The organism is Streptomyces fildesensis (assembly GCF_016107395.1).
Classification (GTDB): domain Bacteria; phylum Actinomycetota; class Actinomycetes; order Streptomycetales; family Streptomycetaceae; genus Actinacidiphila; species Actinacidiphila fildesensis.
This window is the reverse complement of record NZ_JAAIKO010000034.1, coordinates 20,837-39,742: the sequence shown is the minus strand read 5'-3', so window position 1 is coordinate 39,742 and position 18,906 is coordinate 20,837. Positions and strand designations below refer to the sequence as shown.

Here is an 18,906-nt window from a genome sequence, read left to right as displayed (position 1 = left end):
CTTTCTCATCGGCGTCCGGCGGCTTTTCGGTGCGCGTCAGGGCTGGTCGTAGGGAACGGGGGCGGGAACCGGGCCGACGCGCAGGCACGTCAGGGTGGCAGGCCCCGGGGGCCGGTGCGGGCTGCGGGGCCGGCGCAGGCCGCGGGCCGGAACGGGCCGGAACGGGCCGCGCGGGCTGCGCGGGCTGCGCGGGCTACGAAGTCACCGGGGCCGCGGGTCGGTCCGCGAGTCAGCGGTCAGTTCGTGGGTCGGTGGTCGGTTCGCGGGTCAGCCCTTGAGCGCCCCGGAGGACAGACCGCTGACGAAGGACCGCTGGAAGAACAGGAAGACGATCACCGAGGGCAGCAGGGCCAGCAACGAGGCGGCCATCACCACTCCGGGCGTCACGGCCGGGTCGATCCGCAGGGTCCGCAGCGCCAGCGGCAGCGTGTACGAGGAGGAGTCCGTGGAGACGAGCAGGGGCAGCAGGTACTGGTCCCAGATCATGGTGAAGCCGAAGACTCCGATGACGCCGAGGGCGGGCTTGCACATCGGCAGAATGATCTGGGCGAAGATCCGCAGGTCTCCGGCGCCGTCGATGCGGGCGGCCTCTTCCAGTTCGCGTGGCACGTCCTTCATGAACTCGGTCATCACCAGGATGGAGAATCCCCAGGCGCCCAGCGGGACGATCATGCCGGCGAGGGTGCCGATGAGGTTGAAGTGGACGACCGGCAGGTCGGAGAGAATGACAGACAGCGGGAGGGCCAGGATCTCCTCGGGCAGCATCAGCGTCGCCAGGATGGCGACGAGCGCCAGCGTCATTCCGGGAAACACCTTCCGGGCCAGCGCGTATCCGGCCAGCACGGAGACAACGACCTGGAGCAGCAGCCCGAAGCCGACGACGAAGAACGAGTTCAGCAGGTACTTGAGCACCCCCTGGTCGAAGGCGATCCGGAAGTTGTCCAACGTGAAGCCCTTGGGCACGACGCTCAGCTGCGTCGGGTCCTTGATGTGGCCGAAGGCGCCGACGAGCAGGGCCAGCAGCGGGCCCGCGAACACCGTCAGGACCAGCAGGTAGATGACGGCCTTCAGGATCCGTCCGCCGACGCTGCGGCTCTCGGTCAGGCCCAGCGCGGTCTCGGTCGGCGCACTCACTTGCTCTCCCTCCGCCGCAGCAGTTGGACGATGATGGTCAGGATCAGCGTCGCGACGAACAGCAGGACCGCTCCCGCCGCGCCGACGCCGAGCCGGTTCTGCTCGAGCCCGAGCTTGTAGATGAGGGTCATGACGACCTCGGTGGAGCCGTTGGGCCCCCCGTTGGTGAGCAGGAACACCTCGGTGAACACGCGCAGTCCGCGGATCGCGGCGAGGATGAACAGAATCGAGAACACCGACCGCAGTCCGGGCACCGTCACGTACCACACCCGCTGCCACCGGGAGGCCCCGTCGACCTTCGCCGCCTCGTACAGGCCGCGGTCCACGCTCGTCAGTCCGGCGAGGAAAATCATCATGTCGTAGGGGGCACCCCGCCAGATGCCGGTGAGCATGATGGAGGCCATCGACGTGTCGGGGTCGTTGATGAACCCCGACGGACCGGCTCCCACCAGGCCCAGAACGGAGTTGAGCATGCCGTCCCCGGTCGGGTGGTACATGATCCGCCACAGTTCGGCGACGACCGCGAGCGGCACCACCACCGGAAGGAACGCCGCGGAGCGCACGAATCCCAGTCGCCGGCTCTGCCCCTCCATCAGCAGGGCCAGGGCGAAGCCGAGTGACATCGCGCCGACGGTCTCGCCGACGGCGAGCACGACCGTGTGCCACGCGGCCTCACGGAATCCGTGCGACTGCAGCACCGTGGCGTAGTTCTCGGTGCCGACCCACCGGTTTCCCAGGTAGGGCTGCACATCCTGGAAGGACATGGTCAGCGCGCTGGCCATGGGAATGAACTTGAAGTACAGGAAGAGCAGCAGCGCCGGGGCGAGGAAGAGCCAGGGCGTCCACCACCGGCCCGATCTGCGGCTGCGCCCCCGACGACCGGCGGTCCCGCCGCCCCGGAGGGCCGGTTCGCGGGGGGCGGAGCCGGCTGCCGCACGGGCGGCCGGTTCCGCCTGGTCGAGGCTCATGACGCGGCGATCCCCTGCTCCTTGAGGATATCGGCGAGCTGCTTGTCGAGCTCACCCAACTTGGCGTTGATGTCGAGGCCGCAGTCCGCCATCAGCGCGTTCACCGCGTCCGCCGTCACCTGCCGCACCGGCGTCCAGTTCGGTATGGAGGGCGCGTACCGCCCGGAGTCCTGGTACGCCTGGGCGTAGGTCTTCCAGCGCGGGTCGGGACGGATCTGGGAGATGTCCACGGCGGTGTTGACGGGAAGTTGCACGGTGTAGCCGGTGGCGCCCTCCATCCCCTTCTTCTGGCCTTCGACGGACACCGCGAAGCCGGCGAAGGCGTCCTGGCCGGCCTGGTTGTCCGAGCCGGCCATCAGGTAGACGGAGCCGCCCTCGGCGAGGACGGTGGCGTCCTTGGGTCCCTTGGGCATCGGCACGACCTCGTACTTGTCCTTGCCCAGGGACTTGTCGAAGCGCGGCAGCAGGTACGGGCCGACGACGAACATGCCGGCTCGACCCGACTCGAACGTCTCGTTCGTCGGCGGGGTGTCCATGGTCACCGCGCCGGGCTGGATGGCCTTGGCCTTGCACCCCAGGTCGCGGAACCACTGCATGGCCTGCACCGACGCCGCGGTGGTCATCGCCGGCTTGTACGTGCCCTTGCCGGCCTCGGTGATGAAGTCGCCGCCCGCGGCCCACAGGAAGTTCGAGAAGTACCAGGAGGCGTAACCGCGCTTGGTGGACAGCGGGGCGGCGAGCCCGGCGGTGTTGTTCTTGCCGTCCCCGTCGGGGTCCTGAGTGGTGAAGGCCGTGGCCATCGCGGCGAAGTCGTCCCAGTTGCGCGGGACGTCGAGCTTCAGCTTCTCGCGCCAGTCCTTGCGGATCAGCAGCGCGGACGCCTGCGCGGAGAACGGCAGTCCGTACTGCTTGCCGTCCAGGCTCTGCCCGGACTTCAGGCCCTGTTCGATGATCTGCTTGCTGTCCTTGATCTTGCCCAGGTCGATCTCTCGGAGCAGACCTTGGCTGTGCATGGTTCCGAGCTGCGTCACGTCGTTCATGACGATGTCGGGGAGCTTCTTCTGGGCGGCCCGCTGCTGCAGTTTGGTCTCGAAGTCGTCGAAGATGGCCGTGACCTTGACCTGGTAGCCCGTGGCCTTCTCGAAGGCGGCGGCGAGCTGCAGTGCGCCCTTCTCCCCCGGTCCGCCCGGGGTCGTCCTGGTCCAGAGCTCGAGAGGTGCCTTGGGGTTCTGCTTGGCATCCACTCCCGCAGCCCCGGAGGTACAGCTGGTGAGGATCAGAACCGAGGCGAGGGCCCCCGCGCCGATCCATCGCGATCTCTGCATGACAACTCCCGGTTTCGCCCGCATCACCGCGGTCTAGAAAGCGCTTGCTGGGACGGTAACCGGGTCCGAATCAACGGTCAATAGTCCGATGAATACAAAGGGTTTCGACTGACCGAAGGAGCGCTCATCTGGCACACTTCCGCACCTCCTCCAGCCGGCGCGACGGATGGGAGGGACGACCCGACTCCTATAAATGGGTTCTTGGCCATACAAGTTGGGCATCGACGGGAACGGTTGTTCACCCCAAGGGGCGCCTCGTTCCCCACGGCCGCCACTCGACCAAGGAAGATCGACATCCAGGGTCACGGCGATGACATTTCAGTGATCCGATGTATGGTTCCTGCGAGCTACGGGCCGGACAACGAACAGCCCCCACCAATCCACGACATAAAGCCAGACGCTTTCCATCACATCCGAGCAGGGACCGCCGACCGTCCGGCTGCCGGTCCACCACCGGACAGGCCGAGGAGACAACCCGACATGAACGCACCGGCCACCGCACCGACAGCCCTGTTGGTCATGGAGGAAGAACGCCGGGCCGACGTCTACCCGCCCGCAGTACTGGCCGAGATCGGCCGGCTCGTGCACTGGCAGGGACCGCCCCTCACCCGGCAGGAGCTCGACGCGGACCCCGACGTGCTGCGGACCGTCGACATTCTGCTCACAGGCTGGGGTGCACCCCTTCTCGACGGCGCCCTCCTGTCACGGGCCCCTCGGCTGCGGGCCGTTCTCGTCGCGGCGGGGTCCGTCCGGCACCTGACCACACCCGCCTTCTGGGAGCGCGACATCCCGATCGTCGCGGCCGCCGCGGCCAATGCCGTTCCGGTGGCGGAGTTCACCCTCGCCCATGTCCTGCTCGGACTGAAACAGGCCCACCGCATCGAGCGGGAGATGGCGCAGAGCCGCCGCTTCCCCACCGATCCCGACGTCCCGGGCGCGTACCGGTCACGGGTCGGCCTGTTGGGACTCGGGCACATCGGCCGGCTCGTCGCCGCCCACCTCGCCCGCTTCGAAGTCGAGGTCCTCGCCACGGATCCCGTCGCCTCCCAGGACACCGCCCAGCGCGCGGGAGTCCGGCTGATCTCCATCGAGGAACTCTTCGCCACCAGTCACGTCGTCAGCCTCCACGCACCGCTGCTGCCCCAGACCCGCGGCTCGATCGGGGCACGGCTGCTCAACTCCATGGGGCCGGGCACGACACTGATCAACACCGCGCGGGGCGCGCTGATCGACGAGACGGCCGCCGCGCAGGTCCTGCACGCCAGGCCCGACCTCACCGCCGTACTCGACGTAACGCACCCCGAGCCCCCGGCTCATGACTCACCACTGTTCACCCTTCCCAACGTCGTCCTGACACCGCACCTGGGCGGCGCCATGGGCGCCGAACGCCACCGCCTCGGACAGCTCGTGCTCGGCGAACTCCGCCGCTTCACACAGAACCGGCCGCTCCAGCACGCCATCGACCCCGCCCACGCCGCCTCGCTGGCCTGACACCGCCGGCCGCTGCCGACCACTGCCGACACGGTTCCCTTCCTCGGGAACCTTCGATCGGCGACGTCACGCAAGGTCATGCTGTACCGCGTGCCCGGGTCCGGGCAAGCCTGATCGGCACCCGATTCCACCCGCTCACAGCCACGGGCATCACGTAAGCGAAACGTGAGTGAGACGTTAGCGAGGGCTGCGAAACTGCGAGGTCGGCCAGCACCTCCCGGCCCCGAATCCGCTCCGCGGACGCGTCGGACCGGACCGCCGCCGTGAGCGAAGGAGTCGACCATGAGCCCGAGCGGAAGGAAGGGCGGCTTCGGTGCGCCCGCCCGCACTTCCCTGGTCATCTGCGCACCGGGTGGGCAGATGGATCCGAACTCACCGGGTTCTGTCCGCAGGTGTAGCGGTAGTGAGGTGTAACGGATGTGCGGGCCGCCGGAGCAGTTCTGGGCAGACGTGGGGTTGCATGAGCTCCGGATGCCAACCAACCAGCTCGAACTCGGCTAGCGCTGTGGCCGCGTGGTTCACGCAGCACCCCGCATCCGCATCCGCAGCGAGAAGGGCATCCGCTGGGGCGGACGCCCCCTCGCCGCCGCAGCCTGACCCAGTGAGGGATCCCGCCGTGCCCGGATATGGAGATCAGACAGCGGCCAGGCTCTTCGCCATGACCCGCTCCCTGCCAATGCCATCGGGCAGAAGATCGCCGGGCTCACCCGTGTCCGTGAAACCGTGCCGCTCATAGAGTGCGGTCGCCTTGCGGTTGTCCGGCATGACGGACAACCGCAGCGTCGTGACGCCGCGCTCCGCTCCCCACCGCTCGACCGCCTGGATCAGGTAGTCACCCACGCCCTTGCCCCGAGCCGTGGGGGCGACCCACATCGAGATCAACTCCACATTATCTGTTCCCTCGCCCGGTACTCCGCTGGCGATGCCCACCGGAAGGCCGTCGAGGAGCGCGACGAGATCGAGCGCTCCAGGAATCGACAGACGGGCACGCCAGCGTGCCTCTCGGTCGCCGGAGCCCTGCCACTGAGCCAGCGTCGATCCGAACGCGTAGGGCGCCTCAGTAAGCGCGGCCAGTCGCAACTCCCGCCAAAGGGGCCAGTCGTCTGATGTCAGACTACGTAGTTCAAGCATGATCCACACCCTGCCTGCAGGGCGGGATGGGCGGCAAGTCGATGACAACCATCCAAACGAGGTCGTCCACCCCGGTGACCAGCAGAAACCGGGGAGCAGCGGTGGCTCACGAACTCGCAGAACACGAGGCCTCGGTGAACCTATCCGGTCACGGCACTAGGTGCTCGCTTCCCGGCATCACTGAGATCACCCGCGGTGGCGTGCCCGGCCCGCGGCCCGCGGCCTGCGGCAGCCCGGCCCACCCCTGGCATCCATCCGGCACAGGCGCGGCTGCGCTCTGGCTTCCTGGCGAAGCTGCCCGTGTCGGCGTCGGTGAGGACGTCGAGTTCGACCAGGCGCTTCGGCTTGGCCCGGATGCCCACGACGTTCGTGGGCGGGAGTTCGTGGCCGAGGGCCTGGGCGACGTCCCTGGCCCGCAGCGTTCCGGTCTCCTCGTTGAACACGGCAAGGATGCGGGTGAAGTCCGGGTGCTCGGGCAGTTCTGGCGAGCAGGCGCGCACGGCAGGCAGCGCCGCCACCTCACTTCTTGGTGACTCCCGTCAGCACCTGTCGGGTGAAGTCCCTCGCCACGTCGCACGCCTTGCTAACGCGAAGCGCCGGATTGCTGCTGTCTTCGTTCCGGACATTGACCTCGAGTTCGTCGGCGTTGACCTGCATGGAGTCGTCACAGGAGTTGCCGATCGCAGTGGCCGCGACCCCTGGGAAGCCCAGGACGTCGATCTTCTTCTGGATTCCGTACTCGTCCACGGACAAGTCCACCGACATGTCGACGATGCCGTTGATCTGCACCTCCGTCCCGCCGCTGTGCCAGTCACAGCCGGAGTCCGAGCTTCTGCCGGATTCGCTGCCCTCCTTGGCGTCGGAGGGCTGAACGCCGATCGCGGTCAGCGACTCGGCCCTCAGCGCTTTGCAGACGTCCATCCCCTTGAGTGTCGTGCGCGGCCCCTTGGGGATCGACGGCTCTCCTCCGGCGGGCTTCTTGGCGCCTGTTGAACCGGTCGATTTCCCTGGGGAAGACGAAGATGACGAGTCGCTCCCACCGCACGCAGCGGCCCCCGTCCATACGATCACCATCAGCGTCGCCGCGGCGACATGTCGTTTCTGCATGGGGACGAGCGTGACATACGAAGGCCGGACCTCGTGCGGTGACTCATGAAGTCGCCTGGGGCAACGCGTTCGGTCGGAGTGGCACTATCGGGTGTGCTGAGTGAGGCCGAACAGAGCGCCGGTGGGATCGCGCAGGACCACGTCTCCGTTGGAGTCCTGGCGAACTGCGGTCGCACCGAGTTGCAGGGCCTGCTTGGCGTCGGTGTCGGGCCTGTCACTGGCGAAACTGACCGGCCAGAGTGATCGCTGTGCCGTTGGAGTCCCTGGCGGCGGGCTGGTCGCGGCGATGGAGTGGTCCGGCAGCCGGAACTCTGTGTGGCCGGGGTTGTAGTTCCAGTTCAGGGCTGGTCGGTAGAAGGCGGCGGCCTGCGCGGAGTGGTCGGTGAGAAGGCTGATGCCGGCGAAAGCGCCCGGTTCGCCGGTCAGTTGCATGCCGTCATGGGTGCCGGGCTGCCAAAGTGACAGTGGTGCGCCGACGGGGTCGAGAGCGACGGCGTAGTAGCCGAGTGTCCCGACTTCGGTGGGTGCCACGATGATCTGGGCGCCCAGGTTCGTGAAGCGAGTGGCGGTGGCCTGGATGTCCGACACGGTGACGTTGATCGTCCAGTAGGGTGCGCCGGCGTCCTCGGCCGGCCCAAGGGCGGCGACGAGATGTCCGCGCAGCGTGCAGAGCCTGTAGCCGTTGGAGTCCGGTGGGGCGACGGTCCAACCGAACAGCGCGGTGGCCGCCTCGCCCCGCAGTGGGGCGAGCCGGCGTCCAGCGCCGAAGCGGTGGCGACCTGCGGTGTCAGTCGTAGTAGGGCGAGTTCAGGTCGATGCTGGCGTCCTTGACGATGTCACCGTCGAACAGTCGCGTCGTTGCCGGGGCTCCGGCCCGGCGGGCCTCTTCGGCGAAGGGGCCCTGAGCGAAGGTCAGGGCGTTCTCCGCGCTGTCGAACTCGTAGAAACCGGCTGCGCAGTCGCGGCGGTCACCATCGACGGCGGTGCGGCCATCGCTGACCGAAGCAGCCTGCGCACCGTCGCGGCCGAAGGGTTCACCGGCTGGACCGGCGAGCTCGCCGGAAAACTCACTCAGGCCGGAATGAGCCCATCCCCGGCCGCCGATCTGGCCACTCTCCTGATCGTCACTCTCGAAGGCGCCCACATCCTGTGTCGCGCAGCGGGCAGCACCACCCCTTTCGACAGAGCCGCCGCGGCCCTGCTCTCCGCCCTCCCCAACTCGGGTTGACCCGGCGTCAGAGCACAGCAACGTGGCGCGCTGCAACGATCGTTCCGGCCGCTGTCGCGGCAGACACCGCGGCGGTGTTGGACGAGGCGCCGAGTCACTTCTCGCCTTCGTCGCACCGGATGCCACCGACCGGAGCGTCACGTTCAGCTGAATATGACGGGACGTTCCCCCTGATGCCCTTGCCGCATGGCGACCCCCAACAGTGACGGCCGCCTGAGGTCCCTTCGATCGAAGCCGCCCGCCAGGGGTGGTCTTCATATCCGCGCTTGGGGCGCCCCAGGTACCACAGAACGAACGAGCATCGCTGGTGGCGACTACGAAGGCCTCACGGGCTGGAGAACCGATTCCGGAAGCCCGAACAAAACCCCTTGACCAATGGTCAAGAAGTGTTGACCATTGGGGCCATGCCTACAGACGATCTCCCCGAGACGTTCCACGTCACCACCGACGAGCAGCTACGCGCCGTTTCCAATCTCACGCGTCACCGGATCATGGCCGTGCTCCGCTTCGAGCCCGCGACGATTACGCAGATCGCCGAGCGAGTGGGCATTGCGAAGGGGAGTTCCAGCTACCACGTACGGCTGCTGGAGCGGGCCGGCCTGGTGACGGTGGTACGAACGCGGAAGGTCCGGGGGGTCACCGAGCGGTACTACGCCATGGCCGCGCGGTCGATCGTGCTGCCGGACCCGGGCGAAGGAGGGCCGGATGTGCTGATGCGGCATGCGGTGGCGGACCTGGAGGCAGCGCCGGCGGATGGCGAGCGGCACGTACGGATGGCGCATCTGCGGCTCACCGACGAGCAGTTCGCGCGGTTGGGGGCGCGGATGCAGGCACTGGCGGACGAGTACCGGGAGCTGTCCGATCCGTCGCTGCCGGACGCGTCACTCGTCTTCGCACTGTTCCACCCGACAACGCGTGAGCAGGCCGAAGGGGACGCCAAGTGACCTCAGATATCCGCAAGTTGCCGACCGGGTTCGGACGGCTGTGGACCGCGCAGACGGTCTCCTCGCTCGGTGACGGGGTGTCGCACGCCGCGCTGCCGCTGCTCGCGTTGACGTTGACGCGGGATCCGATGGCGCTCGCCGTCGTCACGGCCACCGGAACGCTGCCGTGGCTGCTCTTCGGGGTGCTCGGCGGCGCCCTGGTGGACCGCTGGGACCGTCGGCGCACGATGTGGGTCACGGACGCGGCGCGTGCGGTGCTGCTCGCGATACCGGCGGCAGCGGCCGCGCTCGACGCGCTGAGCATTCCACTGCTCGCGGCCGTCGCCTTCCTGCTCGGCCTCGGCGGGCTCTTCTTCGACACGCCGCCACGGCCTATCTGCCGGATCTGCTCGGCCGTGACCCCGCGCTCCTGGAGCGCGCCAACTCCCGCCTGCGCGGCGCCCAGACCGCCGCGTCCGGCTTCGCGGGACCGCCTGCGGGCAGTGCGCTGCTCGCGCTCGGGCGAGCGGTTCCGCTGCTCGCCGACGCGGTGTCGTTCGCGCTGTCCGCACTGCTCGTACGGTCGCTGCCTGCCGCACCCCGGCCCGTACCGCAGGCCCGCGAGTCACTGCTGCGGCAGGCGCGGGCCGGCGCCTCGTACGTATTCCGGGATCAGTTGCTGCTCGGACTCGCCCTGCGTCCGGCGGTCGGGAACATCGCCTTCCTCGCCGTGGAGACCGTACTCGCCCTGTTCGCCCACGACCGCCTCGGCATCGACACCTACGGCTTCGGCCTGCTCCTCACCGCGGAGGCCGCCGGCGGCCTGCTCGGCGCGGGCATCGCCTCCTTCCTCGGCCGACGACTCGGCACCGGCACCGCGCTGACCTGCACGGCCGCCGTCGAGGGACTTGCCATCCTGGGCCTGGCCGCCGCCCCGAACCCGTACGTGGCCGGGTTGGCACTCGCCGTCTGCGGGGCCGGCATGGGCGCCACGATGGTCCTCGCCCCCTCCCTCCGACAGGCGATCGTCCCCGCCCACCTGATGGGCCGGGTCGCCTCCACATCCCGCATGCTCGCCATGTGCGCCGCCCCCATCGGGGCCTTCCTCGGCGGCTGGCTGGCCAGCACCTACGACATACGCACCCCGCTCTACACCGCCGCCGGCCTCCTCCTCACCATGACCGCCGTCACGTCGACCATGACCAGCAACCGCCACGTCGAGGCGGCGCTGCGCGCCGCCGCCGCGGCCGACGATCCAGCTCACCCGGAAACGCGGGATCCCGTTCAGGAGAGTGCCCTTTAGGGCTCCGTGAGGTCGTTGCGCCAGCGCTCAGCCCAGCTCGGCGTTCCTCGCCTCGGCCCGGAGCGTCGGGTGCCTGGCCTCTACCGGATGCAACGAGTGGCCCAGCGGGCGAGTGCAGGACGCCGGTGTTGAGGACCAGACCGAGGGCGGCGAGCTGGTCCTCCCGGTGCGCCTGGTGGATCTGGCGCCGGCCGCCGTGGCAGATCGCGCCGGCGCGTGCGCTGCGGTACTCAGGATGGCCTGTTCAGTCGGCCTTGGCCAGGTGGGTCCCGAAGGTCGACACACAGCCCGACCAGCAACTTGTCGCCTACACGGCCCCACCGGACTCCCCCTCCCAGGAATCCCTGCGCTTCCTCCTCCAGTGGTCCGCCCAGCCGGACGACCACACCACGAACCGAAGCCGCCGCCACTGGCCCGCGCCGCGTGCCCGCAGCCGCGGCCGGTGGTCAGGCGCGCCGGCTCGCGCCGAATTCGGTGGGTTGACGCAGTCGACGGCGTCACCCGGTCAGGAGTCGCGGGCAAGACCCTCGCCGCTGACTCCGACAACTCCTCCTGAACCTGCAGCTCGAGCGGCATCGGGCCGCCAAACCACGTGCGTGGCATGACGAGTTCGCGCTCGCGGGATAGATGACGCCGAGGGCTGGCGGCTACTGCGGATGGTCCGCGGAGGCACTGGCGCGGTGGTGACCTGGCGGCGCGCGCATGCCGCGGCTGAAGCACAAGTCGGCGCGTCACTGCTCATCGAGGGGTGGCTGTCGGGCGAGGAACTCCTCGAACGCCGCCTTCTGCTTCGGATCCATGAAGCCTTGGCGGACATTGCGGGCCTGCTCTTCGAGCCAGTGCGCCTCGTCGGGGACCAGGAGCTCGGCGACCACCACTCCCCCACGAGCGACCGCCGTGCGCTCTCCTGCGCGACGTCGAAAGAGCGTGAACGCGCCGAATTCCGCTGGGTGAGCCAGCTCCGGCTCTTCCGCATCGGCCCGGTTCTCGTCCCTGGCGTCACTCGTCGGGTAGGCAGTGGGAGCCCAATGCTCCCAGAGCGCCAGCGTGGCCGCGGGCACCAGCACAGCGCGCTCCGCCTCGTCACGCCCCTCCCACATGAACGTGACAGTGACAGGCTCGCCAACCGCCTCAGCCAGCCCGAGCACCCTCTCCACCTCATCGTTGACCGGGTATCCCACCACTACATCTATCTGAATCCCCATGGTTCCTGAGGCTACTGGCACCCTCCGACATGTCAGGCACGCTCCTGCACCCCGTCACCCACGGCGCGAAACCGGTGATGCCATCGACAGACCGCCTGTCAAGCTCGTCCGACCCAGCACTGATTGAGGCCTGCCGCCTCCTGGGCCGCTCCGGAACCACGCGGACCACAGCTTCGAGGGAGTCGATTCACGGTCGCGGTCGCCCCGGCCGTCGGGGCGTCCCAGTCGCCACCGGCTTCGTCCGGACGCCCCAACCGAAGCGGCCGATTTGGTGCCGCGGCACTGGGCCGTCACTTCGTGTACTACCTAGGCTGAGGTGCATTCCGAGTCGCGTACACAGGGGAGACCTCGCCCATGACCAGCGAAACTGCGGCCATCGACAGAGCCGCCATCACACACCTGGCCGGTGAAGCAGCGGCCGAACTGGGAATCGTCGGAGCGCAGGTCGCCGTCGCCATCGGCGACGAGGTCGCCGAATGCTCCGTCGGCGTCGAGAACATTGCGACGGGCCGAGCCGTCACCCCGGACACGCTGTTCCAGATCGGTTCCACGACGAAGGTGTTCACCGCCGTCCTGCTGATGCAACTGGCCGATGCGGGCCTGGTGCCCGGGCGAAGAGCCCGGCCGACGAAGTCGCTTCCAGAGGTGCCCGGTTGGGGCCGCCGGAGACGCTGAGACGGGCACCGGGGGTGTGCACGGGGAGGCAGCGGATCAGTTCGTCCACCCGGCGCTGGGCCGCAGCGTCCGGTACCCGCACGTCGACGGAGATGGAGGCCCGCGGCGGCACGGTGTTGACGGCCGTTCCCGCCCGCAGGAGGGTCGGTGTGACGGTGGTGGCGTCCGGACCGTGGGAGACGGACAGTTCTTCGTTGACCAGGTCGCCGAGCCTGCTGATCGCCAGGACCTGGTGGGCGGCCTCGATGGCCGCGTTCACGCCCTTCTCCGGTTCGAGTCCGGAGTGCGCGGCCCGGCCCCGTACCTCGATCTCGTACTCGGACACCCCCTTGCGCGCGGTCTTCAGTGCCCCGCCGTCGGCGGAGGCTTCCAGGACGAACGCGGCGACGCACCCCTTGGCGGACTCCTCGACCAGTTCGCGGGAGGTGGGCGAGCCCAGTTCCTCGTCGCCGGTGATCAGGACACGGATGCCGTCAAGCGTGGGCAGCGACCTGAGCGCGTGGAACATCTGCACGAGTCCGGTCTTCATGTCGAAGACCCCGGGTCCGCGGGCGATTCCGTTCACGACCGACCAGGGGTGGGTGGCCAGCGAGCCCATGGGCCACACGGTGTCGTGGTGCCCTACGAGCAGCACCCGGGGCTCACCGAACGTCCAGCGCAGATGGGTGACTCCCCCGATGACGAGGATCTCGGGCGCGGCTCCGAGGTGGTGGGTGCCCTGGGCGGCGACGGTCGCGGCGCTGGCTGCGACGGCCTGATGATCCGCCGAGAACGACTCGCAGAGCACGAGCTCTTCGAGGTCGGCGAGCATGGCGTCGAGATTCATGGTGCCCGCCGACTCCGGACCGGTGACGGGCACCGGGACGGCGGCGGCCTGCGGGCCGGAGGCGGATACCGGGACGGCGGCGGGCGTCATCGGGCGCGCCCCAGTTCCGCGCGGAAGAGCCGGTGGACATTCCCGCCGAGGATCTTGCCGATGTCGGCCTCGGGGTGGCCGCGCCGGAAGAGTTCCGCCGTCACGAGGGGCAGGCCCGCCGGGCCGTCGAGCCCCGGCAGGGTGACGAGCGGGTCCATGTCGTCGAGATTCAGATCCTCGCAACAGGGCGGGGTGACGTCGAGAAGGACCTCGCGTACGAAGTCGGGCCCGATGCCGACGTGGTCGATGCCCGCGACGGACGCCACATGCTCGATGTGGTCCACCAGCTTCTCCAGGGTGCGGTCCTCCTCGGCTTCGGCGAGAAAGCCGGGGAAGAAGTTGACGCAGACGACGCCGCCCGTGGCGGCGACTCCTCGGAGCTGCTCATCGGTCAGATTGCGGTGGTGGTCGCTGAGTGCGCGGGCCGAGGAGTGGGTGGCCAGGAGCGGGCGGGTGGCCAGTTCGAGGACGTGGGCCACCCCGGCGGCGCCGAGGTGGGAGACGTCGAAGAGCATGCCGAGTCGTTCCATCTCCGCCAGGGCCCGGACTCCGGCGGCCGTGAGCCGGGAGCCGGTGGCGTCCTCTCCGCTGCCGTCGGCGAGCGGGGTGCGGTTCCAGTGCGCGATGGAAGCGACACGCACGCCGAGGCGGTGAAGGGTGTGGAACAGCTCGACATCGGCGTCGACGCCCGGCGCGCTCTCCAGGGCGAGCACGAGTGCGATCTTCGACGCGGCGAGAGCGGCGTCGATCTGGTCGCCGTCCTCGCACAGGGCCACGGTATCCGGGTTCCCCTCGGCCAGCACATGCGCGGTCTCGATCATCCGCAGGGTGCGGCGCAGCGCGCCCTCCGGCCGGTAGGCGTCGTCGATGAAGACGGGCAGCACTTGGATGTCCACGCCTCCGGCCTGGAGCTGCGGCAGCCAGCGTTCACGGAAAAAGTCAGCCCAGCGGAACGGGGGCCGCGCCGACACCGCCATCAGCAGATCGTTGTGGGTATCGGCGACGATGGCGCGGTGGTGCAAATCAGCGGTCACGTCGGAGCCTTCCAGTGAGAGTTGTCCCTGACGTTATGGCGGCCGATGGGCTCACCTCTCATCCTCGACGACGAAGAACCACGGCTGCCTTCGTCGTCCGCGCCAATCGAGCCAGGCGGATTTCCCCGCCGACCCGGGCGAGGGCCACAGCGCTCCCGTCCGGCAGTGGAGGTGCCGCGCCTGCAACGGGCATCTCCTTCACCAGCAGCGGTTCGGAGAATGGAAGGTGCGCCGGGCCTCCTGGCCGGCGGTGGGTGGCCGCAGGCATGCGTTGTGCCGGCGGCCACCTTGTTCCGCCGCGGTGCCGAGGATTCGCCACAGTGAAGGCGGTCAGCGACCGGGACCTCCTATGGGGCACCGATACGAGCGCCTGCGGCGGAGAGTCCCGTACGGCCCCGATGGATCACTGAAGTTCGAGGAGTACGCCACCACCACGGAACCAGAGTGCTCCTGTCCCGTCCCGGCAACGGGCTCATGGATGTGCGGGTCTCGCAGTGCAGCCTGCCCCGATTCGGGGGCGGGCTGCCGGTGGGGGCCCAAGCAGGACGTGGACGCTCGCAGAGCACCACCGTTTTGGTCGCGGACCGGGCCGGCTGCGCTGCCATGCGGCGCGTGGGCCCCTGGGTCACGCGATCGACTCTGCCGGGAATCGGCGGGATCTGCGACAGCTTCAACCGGCCCAGTTGGAACGCGCGCTTCTCCACGACCGTGCGGACCTCGGACACCTGCCGGGTCGCCCACACATCGACGACCGGACCGTCCGCGACATCCGTTTCCTCATGGGCTGTATGGGCAGGCCGGAGCCGGTGCGAGGCCTCTCAGGCGTACCTGATCGCTGTTCCGTAGGCCATCAGAGCCATCGGGAGGACAAGGAGTCTGACCCCGATGACCTCCTGAGCGCCGAGTCCCGCAGCCCTGACGCTCAGCGAGGAGAGAGCCGCGTCGGCGCCCCTCACGGGGTCGCCCCATACAGTCCAGCTGTGGGCAACGGGGTCTTCTCGTCGGGGGATGTCGACGGTGACGACATTGACCGGATAAGGAAGATCTATAGCCATGGACAGGTGATGCTCTCAGCCTCGCGAGCTGTGCGCAACCGGCTCCCGCGGGGGTGCGAACGCGCGGTGTCCGCACCCCCGCGCGGCTCGTGCGCCGGGGCGCCGAGAGGGTCAGGGGCGGGTCGAGTCGAGGTAGGCCGCGTAGATCCAGACGTTGGTCCGTCCGCCCCACAGGTTGCCCCGGAACCATCCGTTGCGGTACTCGACGGTGTCGAAACCCTGGCCCCGGTGGACCTGTCCCAGCGGTGTACCGCCGGGAGAGGCGCGATAGATGACGTTGTTCTCCGTGACCCAGCACGTCTCGCGTTCGAAGCACACGTTCTGCGGTCGCGCCGGCTGAGCCGGGCCCTCGGCGAGCGCGGGTCCCGCGGCGAGTCCCGTGAGCAGAGCCGCTGTCGCGCCGACTGCGGCGAGACCACGGACGAGGTGATGAGGCTGCATGGCTGAACACTCCCGTTGTGTCGAAGAATTGGTGCGATCGGAATGCGGCCCCAGCAGGGGCCGCACGTGCTTCTGCTGGGGGCCGGGTGCCTCCCTCATGAGGTGCGGAGGATGCTCAGGCCGGGGGGTAGCAGCGGCCTACCGGCACGGTGTGCCAGGTGACGAAGTCGTCGAGCGCCCAGCCGGTCACCCCGGTGGTGTTGTCCGTGAGGTAGACCCAGCCGTAAGCCAGGCACCGGACGGTCACCGAGTGGTTCGTGTATCCGTAGCCCTTGGCGGTGCAGCCGGTCCCCGGCCCGGTGCGGATATTCACTCCGTTCCCGGTGAACCCACCGGGAGAGTTGTAGTTGGTCGACGGCGACTCAGGACACGCCGCGGGGGCCGCGGCCGCCGCGGGAGCCACGGCGACCACTCCGCCCAGGAGTGCCGAAGCCGCCAGGGCAGTGCCCAGCACGAGGTTCTTCACTTTGCGCATCGGTGGTGTACTTCCTTCCGGTTCTCGGAGGCTGTGCAGCAACTGCTGTCGCGGGCGCGGCCGATGGCCAACAGCTCCGGACCGCACGCCGCTGGCCTTCCAACATCACCGTGAAGAACCGCTCCGTCCATGGTTTCGAATGCGCTTTAAGCGTTTGACAAACTGCATAGCGCCCGGGATCGGGGGGAGCCTGCCGACTGACGGGTGCAGTTCCACGAGGGTTCGTCCTCTGCCCGACGCGTCGTCAGGTCCTTCTGATTGAGGTCGCCGCTGACATTCGGCCGGCGGCGCGCTGGTCATGCCTGCTACCTCCTGTGGAGGCCGCGCAGCAGGGCCGGCGTGTCGGGCCGATGAGTTTCCCGGTTGCCTGAAGTCTTCCTGGTGACATTCCCGCCCCGTCGGCGGCTCAGGAGATGCCGGATCCCGGTGTCATGGAGGAGAGAGGGAGGCCCGGATGAACCACCCCATTCGGCTGTACATGTCGATGTCGCTCGACGGCTATATCGCTGGCCCGGACGATCAGCCGGGGCAGGAGCTCGGCCGCGACGGTGGACGGCTCTTCAACTGGCTCGACGACCGGGAGTCCGACGGTCCCAGCGGACAGGTTTATCGCGAGGCGCTGGCGACCGGCGCGGTAATCTCAGGCCGTAGGACTTTCGAACTCGCCGGGCGTTGGCAGGGCGACCACCACAACGGTGTGCCGATCTTCGTCCTCACCCACCAGGTGGATGACGGGGACGTCCCACCCGGCCACGCGCGTTTCGTCACCGATGTCGAGGACTGCGCCCGCCAGGCTCGCGCAGCCGCCGGGGACAGGCCGGTCCTGGTCCATGGGGCGGGGGCGGCGCAAGCGCTCCTGCGGGCCGGGCACATCGACGAGATGGAGATCCACCTGATTCCGGTCCTCCTCGGGGACGGCCGACGGCTCTTCGATCATCTGGGTAGTGATCACATCGAACTCGACCTCGTCCGACGGCTCGAGGATCGAGACGTCACGCACCTCCGCTACACGGTGCGTCGGCCCGAGGAGACCGCGTGAAGACGCTCTTCGTCTCCTACCGCGTCACCGACCTGGACCGCTCGCTCGGTTTCTACACGGCCTTGGGCTACGTCGAACTGGGCAGGGTCGATGTCGGCGACGGGGCTCGCCTCGTGATCCTCAAGTTCCCCGAGGAACCGGCGGCCTCGCTCGAACTGGTCCACCGCCCCGGCGACGGACCGGTCGACGTGGGCAGCGGTTTCGACCACCTGGCGATCCAGGTGGAGACGCTCGCCACCACCCTGGAGACGCTGACCGAAGCCGGCCTGGGGCCTGAACCCCTCCAGTACCCGGGCGGCCCTCACGGCCCGAAGACGTCGTGGCTCACGGACCCGGACGGTTACCGGATCGAGTTGGTGGAGTGGCCGTCCGGACATCCCGACGGCATGACCGCAGCAGACTTCGCCTGAGGCGGCCACGGTCTGTGGAGTGACGAAGCCTCCCCTCGACGCGACTGCGGCGCAATGCCGTCGAGGGCGAGCACCAGGGGGGTGGGCGGGACCCTCGGGTGAGGGTCCCGGCCGCCCCGGTGCGGCGACCGCGCTGAACTCTCTGGCCCGATAGCACCTCTCACAGCCGCCGGGGCCCGACACCATCGCCGGCGAGCGTGTCGCCGGGGTTCAGCAGGGCGCATGCCTTCATCGAGAGACATCCGCAGCCGATACACCCGGTGAGCTCGGCCTCGAGCCGCTCGATGGTCTGCCGGCGCTCCTCCAGTCGACGCTTCCAGCCACGCGAGGCGCGCTGCCACTCCTGGTGACTGGGCGGACGGTCGAGCGGCACGTCGGCGAACGCCTCCAGGAGGTCCTGCAACGGGATGCCGATCCTTTTGGCGACTGAGATCAAGGCGACGCGGCGGAGCATGTGGCGTGCGTAGTGGCGCTGGTTGCGACCGTCGCGTTCGGACGCGATCAGGCCGAGTTCTTCGTAGAACCGCAGGGCGGAGACGGCCGCCCCGGTCCTGGCGCTCACTTCGCCGATGCTCAGCCAGTCGTCCGGGGTGGCCCGGGCTTCCCTGGAACGGTGATTCTCCATACACAGCCTCCTCTTGACCTCAAGATTACTTGAGGTCATACGGTCTGCTGCGTCAGAGCGGAAAGCAAGAACGACCAGAGGATGGCAGTTCAATGACGTTTGTGATCGCTTTGCCCTGTGTGGATGTCAAGGACAGAGCATGCATTGATGAGTGCCCTCTCGACTGCATCTACGAGGGAGAGCGCATGCTCTACATCCAGCCGGACGAGTGCATCGACTGCGGGGCCTGCGAGCCGGTGTGCCCCGTCGAGGCGATCTTCTGCGAGGACGACATCCCGCAGGAATGGCAGCACTTCACCACCGTGAACGCCGAGTTCTTCTCCGACCTCGGCACCCCCGGCAGCAGCGCGAAGCTCGGTCCGATCGGACGGGACCATCCGATCGTGGCGGCGCTGCCGTCTCAGGATGCCGTCGCCTGACC

21 protein-coding genes and 1 pseudogene are annotated in these 18,906 nt (G+C 68.7%); 8 read left to right on the top strand and 14 right to left on the bottom strand.

The features are described from left to right. Positions 1–267: 267 nt before the first annotated feature. From C6N31_RS31250 to C6N31_RS31240, 3 genes are read right to left on the bottom strand one after another with little or no spacing between them, the layout of a single operon-like run. On the bottom strand, positions 268–1,134 hold the full coding sequence (locus C6N31_RS31250; RefSeq protein ID WP_138355321.1) for a carbohydrate ABC transporter permease: 867 nt from the start codon (positions 1,132–1,134) through the stop codon (positions 268–270). Continuing rightward, entirely contained in the window at positions 1,131–2,102 is a 972-nt protein-coding gene (locus tag C6N31_RS31245) for a carbohydrate ABC transporter permease (RefSeq protein WP_138355320.1), read from the bottom strand. The genes C6N31_RS31250 and C6N31_RS31245 overlap by 4 nt, the downstream gene beginning before the upstream one ends. Next, a complete protein-coding gene (locus tag C6N31_RS31240) occupies positions 2,099–3,427 on the bottom strand; it encodes a sugar ABC transporter substrate-binding protein (protein ID WP_138355319.1) in 1,329 nt (442 codons plus the stop codon). Before C6N31_RS31240 ends, C6N31_RS31245 begins: the two co-directional genes overlap by 4 nt. Before the next feature lie 480 nt (positions 3,428–3,907). On the opposite strand from C6N31_RS31240, the gene C6N31_RS31235 reads away from it, so the two are divergent. Further along, positions 3,908–4,918, top strand: a complete 1,011-nt coding sequence (locus C6N31_RS31235; RefSeq protein WP_138355318.1) for a hydroxyacid dehydrogenase — start codon at positions 3,908–3,910, stop codon at positions 4,916–4,918. Between the two features lie 633 nt (positions 4,919–5,551). Here the strand turns inward: C6N31_RS31235 and C6N31_RS31230 are convergent. From C6N31_RS31230 to C6N31_RS31215, 4 genes are all read right to left on the bottom strand, one after another. After that, positions 5,552–6,049: a GNAT family N-acetyltransferase gene (locus C6N31_RS31230; protein WP_138355317.1), complete on the bottom strand. Its 498-nt coding sequence runs from the start codon at positions 6,047–6,049 to the stop codon at positions 5,552–5,554. A gap of 140 nt (positions 6,050–6,189) precedes the next feature. After that, positions 6,190–6,567: a hypothetical protein gene (locus C6N31_RS31225; RefSeq protein WP_187145200.1), complete on the bottom strand. Its 378-nt coding sequence runs from the start codon at positions 6,565–6,567 to the stop codon at positions 6,190–6,192. Position 6,568: 1 nt separating this feature from the next. Continuing rightward, entirely contained in the window at positions 6,569–7,156 is a 588-nt protein-coding gene (locus C6N31_RS31220; RefSeq protein ID WP_138355316.1) for a DUF3558 family protein, read from the bottom strand. An 84-nt stretch (positions 7,157–7,240) separates the two neighbouring features. After that, positions 7,241–7,744 carry a VOC family protein gene (locus C6N31_RS31215; protein WP_198358672.1) on the bottom strand — a complete coding sequence of 168 codons (504 nt, stop codon included), beginning with the start codon at positions 7,742–7,744 and terminating at the stop codon, positions 7,241–7,243. Between the two features lie 133 nt (positions 7,745–7,877). Here C6N31_RS31215 and C6N31_RS47015 point away from each other — a divergent pair, with 133 nt between their 5' ends. The 3 genes and pseudogenes from C6N31_RS47015 to C6N31_RS31200 all read left to right on the top strand — a co-directional run bounded on the left by C6N31_RS47015 (position 7,878) and on the right by C6N31_RS31200 (position 10,610). Continuing rightward, a complete protein-coding gene (locus C6N31_RS47015; RefSeq protein WP_427196975.1) occupies positions 7,878–8,384 on the top strand; it encodes an LmrA/YxaF family transcription factor in 507 nt (168 codons plus the stop codon). Positions 8,385–8,788: 404 nt separating this feature from the next. Then, complete coding sequence (locus C6N31_RS31205; protein WP_138355315.1) at positions 8,789–9,328, top strand: ArsR/SmtB family transcription factor; 540 nt, start codon at positions 8,789–8,791, stop codon at positions 9,326–9,328. Next, a pseudogene (locus C6N31_RS31200) lies at positions 9,325–10,610 on the top strand (MFS transporter). Before C6N31_RS31205 ends, C6N31_RS31200 begins: the two are co-directional and overlap by 4 nt. A gap of 731 nt (positions 10,611–11,341) precedes the next feature. Here C6N31_RS31200 and C6N31_RS31195 read toward each other — a convergent pair. Next, positions 11,342–11,815, bottom strand: coding sequence for a hypothetical protein (locus C6N31_RS31195; protein WP_138355314.1), 474 nt, complete (start codon positions 11,813–11,815; stop codon positions 11,342–11,344). A 354-nt stretch (positions 11,816–12,169) separates the two neighbouring features. Here C6N31_RS31195 and C6N31_RS31190 point away from each other — a divergent pair, with 354 nt between their 5' ends. After that, the gene (locus C6N31_RS31190; RefSeq protein ID WP_138355313.1) at positions 12,170–12,490 is read left to right on the top strand and encodes a serine hydrolase; all 321 of its coding nucleotides are present in this window, start codon (positions 12,170–12,172) and stop codon (positions 12,488–12,490) included. Here the strand turns inward: C6N31_RS31190 and C6N31_RS31185 are convergent. The 5 genes from C6N31_RS31185 to C6N31_RS31165 all read right to left on the bottom strand — a co-directional run bounded on the left by C6N31_RS31185 (position 12,378) and on the right by C6N31_RS31165 (position 16,411). Next, positions 12,378–13,301 (bottom strand): M20/M25/M40 family metallo-hydrolase, encoded by a 924-nt coding sequence (locus C6N31_RS31185; protein WP_138355358.1) that lies wholly within the window; start codon positions 13,299–13,301, stop codon positions 12,378–12,380. The two genes, C6N31_RS31190 and C6N31_RS31185, sit on opposite strands and share 113 nt — an antisense overlap. Positions 13,302–13,402: 101 nt before the next feature. Beyond that, on the bottom strand, positions 13,403–14,440 hold the full coding sequence (locus C6N31_RS31180; protein WP_138355312.1) for a dipeptidase: 1,038 nt from the start codon (positions 14,438–14,440) through the stop codon (positions 13,403–13,405). Positions 14,441–15,258: 818 nt separating this feature from the next. Beyond that, positions 15,259–15,495, bottom strand: a complete 237-nt coding sequence (locus tag C6N31_RS31175; RefSeq protein WP_138355311.1) for a YbjQ family protein — start codon at positions 15,493–15,495, stop codon at positions 15,259–15,261. A gap of 111 nt (positions 15,496–15,606) precedes the next feature. Continuing rightward, positions 15,607–15,936, bottom strand: coding sequence for an SH3 domain-containing protein (locus tag C6N31_RS31170; protein ID WP_138355310.1), 330 nt, complete (start codon positions 15,934–15,936; stop codon positions 15,607–15,609). Positions 15,937–16,051: 115 nt separating this feature from the next. After that, positions 16,052–16,411 carry an SH3 domain-containing protein gene (locus C6N31_RS31165; protein WP_138355309.1) on the bottom strand — a complete coding sequence of 120 codons (360 nt, stop codon included), beginning with the start codon at positions 16,409–16,411 and terminating at the stop codon, positions 16,052–16,054. A gap of 454 nt (positions 16,412–16,865) precedes the next feature. Between C6N31_RS31165 and C6N31_RS31160 the strand changes: the two genes are divergently transcribed. Together C6N31_RS31160 and C6N31_RS31155 are read left to right on the top strand one after the other, a co-directional pair. Further along, entirely contained in the window at positions 16,866–17,450 is a 585-nt protein-coding gene (locus C6N31_RS31160; protein ID WP_138355308.1) for a dihydrofolate reductase family protein, read from the top strand. Beyond that, positions 17,447–17,860: a VOC family protein gene (locus C6N31_RS31155; RefSeq protein WP_138355307.1), complete on the top strand. Its 414-nt coding sequence runs from the start codon at positions 17,447–17,449 to the stop codon at positions 17,858–17,860. Before C6N31_RS31160 ends, C6N31_RS31155 begins: the two co-directional genes overlap by 4 nt. A 160-nt stretch (positions 17,861–18,020) precedes the next feature. Here C6N31_RS31155 and soxR read toward each other — a convergent pair whose 3' ends face one another. Continuing rightward, entirely contained in the window at positions 18,021–18,485 is a 465-nt protein-coding gene (gene soxR / locus C6N31_RS31150; RefSeq protein ID WP_138355306.1) for a redox-sensitive transcriptional activator SoxR, read from the bottom strand. A gap of 92 nt (positions 18,486–18,577) precedes the next feature. Between soxR and fdxA the strand changes: the two genes are divergently transcribed. Continuing rightward, positions 18,578–18,904, top strand: a complete 327-nt coding sequence (fdxA, locus tag C6N31_RS31145) for a ferredoxin (protein ID WP_198358670.1) — start codon at positions 18,578–18,580, stop codon at positions 18,902–18,904. Positions 18,905–18,906 lie beyond the last annotated feature (2 nt).

Excerpts from the sequence above, each read along its gene's own strand:
- C6N31_RS31245 (WP_138355320.1), bottom strand. The coding sequence starts at position 2,102 with ATGAGCCTCGACCAGGCGGAACCGGCCGCCCGTGCGGCAGCCGGCTCC.
- C6N31_RS31240 (WP_138355319.1), bottom strand. The coding sequence starts at position 3,427 with ATGCAGAGATCGCGATGGATCGGCGCGGGGGCCCTCGCCTCGGTTCTG.
- C6N31_RS31235 (WP_138355318.1), top strand. The coding sequence starts at position 3,908 with ATGAACGCACCGGCCACCGCACCGACAGCCCTGTTGGTCATGGAGGAA.
- C6N31_RS31230 (WP_138355317.1), bottom strand. The coding sequence starts at position 6,049 with ATGCTTGAACTACGTAGTCTGACATCAGACGACTGGCCCCTTTGGCGG.
- C6N31_RS31220 (WP_138355316.1), bottom strand. The coding sequence starts at position 7,156 with ATGCAGAAACGACATGTCGCCGCGGCGACGCTGATGGTGATCGTATGG.
- C6N31_RS31205 (WP_138355315.1), top strand. The coding sequence starts at position 8,789 with ATGCCTACAGACGATCTCCCCGAGACGTTCCACGTCACCACCGACGAG.
- C6N31_RS31195 (WP_138355314.1), bottom strand. The coding sequence starts at position 11,815 with ATGGGGATTCAGATAGATGTAGTGGTGGGATACCCGGTCAACGATGAG.
- C6N31_RS31190 (WP_138355313.1), top strand. The coding sequence starts at position 12,170 with ATGACCAGCGAAACTGCGGCCATCGACAGAGCCGCCATCACACACCTG.
- C6N31_RS31185 (WP_138355358.1), bottom strand. The coding sequence starts at position 13,301 with ATGCTCGCCGACCTCGAAGAGCTCGTGCTCTGCGAGTCGTTCTCGGCG.
- C6N31_RS31175 (WP_138355311.1), bottom strand. The coding sequence starts at position 15,495 with ATGGCTATAGATCTTCCTTATCCGGTCAATGTCGTCACCGTCGACATC.
- C6N31_RS31170 (WP_138355310.1), bottom strand. The coding sequence starts at position 15,936 with ATGCAGCCTCATCACCTCGTCCGTGGTCTCGCCGCAGTCGGCGCGACA.
- C6N31_RS31165 (WP_138355309.1), bottom strand. The coding sequence starts at position 16,411 with ATGCGCAAAGTGAAGAACCTCGTGCTGGGCACTGCCCTGGCGGCTTCG.
- C6N31_RS31160 (WP_138355308.1), top strand. The coding sequence starts at position 16,866 with ATGAACCACCCCATTCGGCTGTACATGTCGATGTCGCTCGACGGCTAT.
- soxR (WP_138355306.1), bottom strand. The coding sequence starts at position 18,485 with ATGGAGAATCACCGTTCCAGGGAAGCCCGGGCCACCCCGGACGACTGG.
- fdxA (WP_198358670.1), top strand. The coding sequence starts at position 18,578 with ATGACGTTTGTGATCGCTTTGCCCTGTGTGGATGTCAAGGACAGAGCA.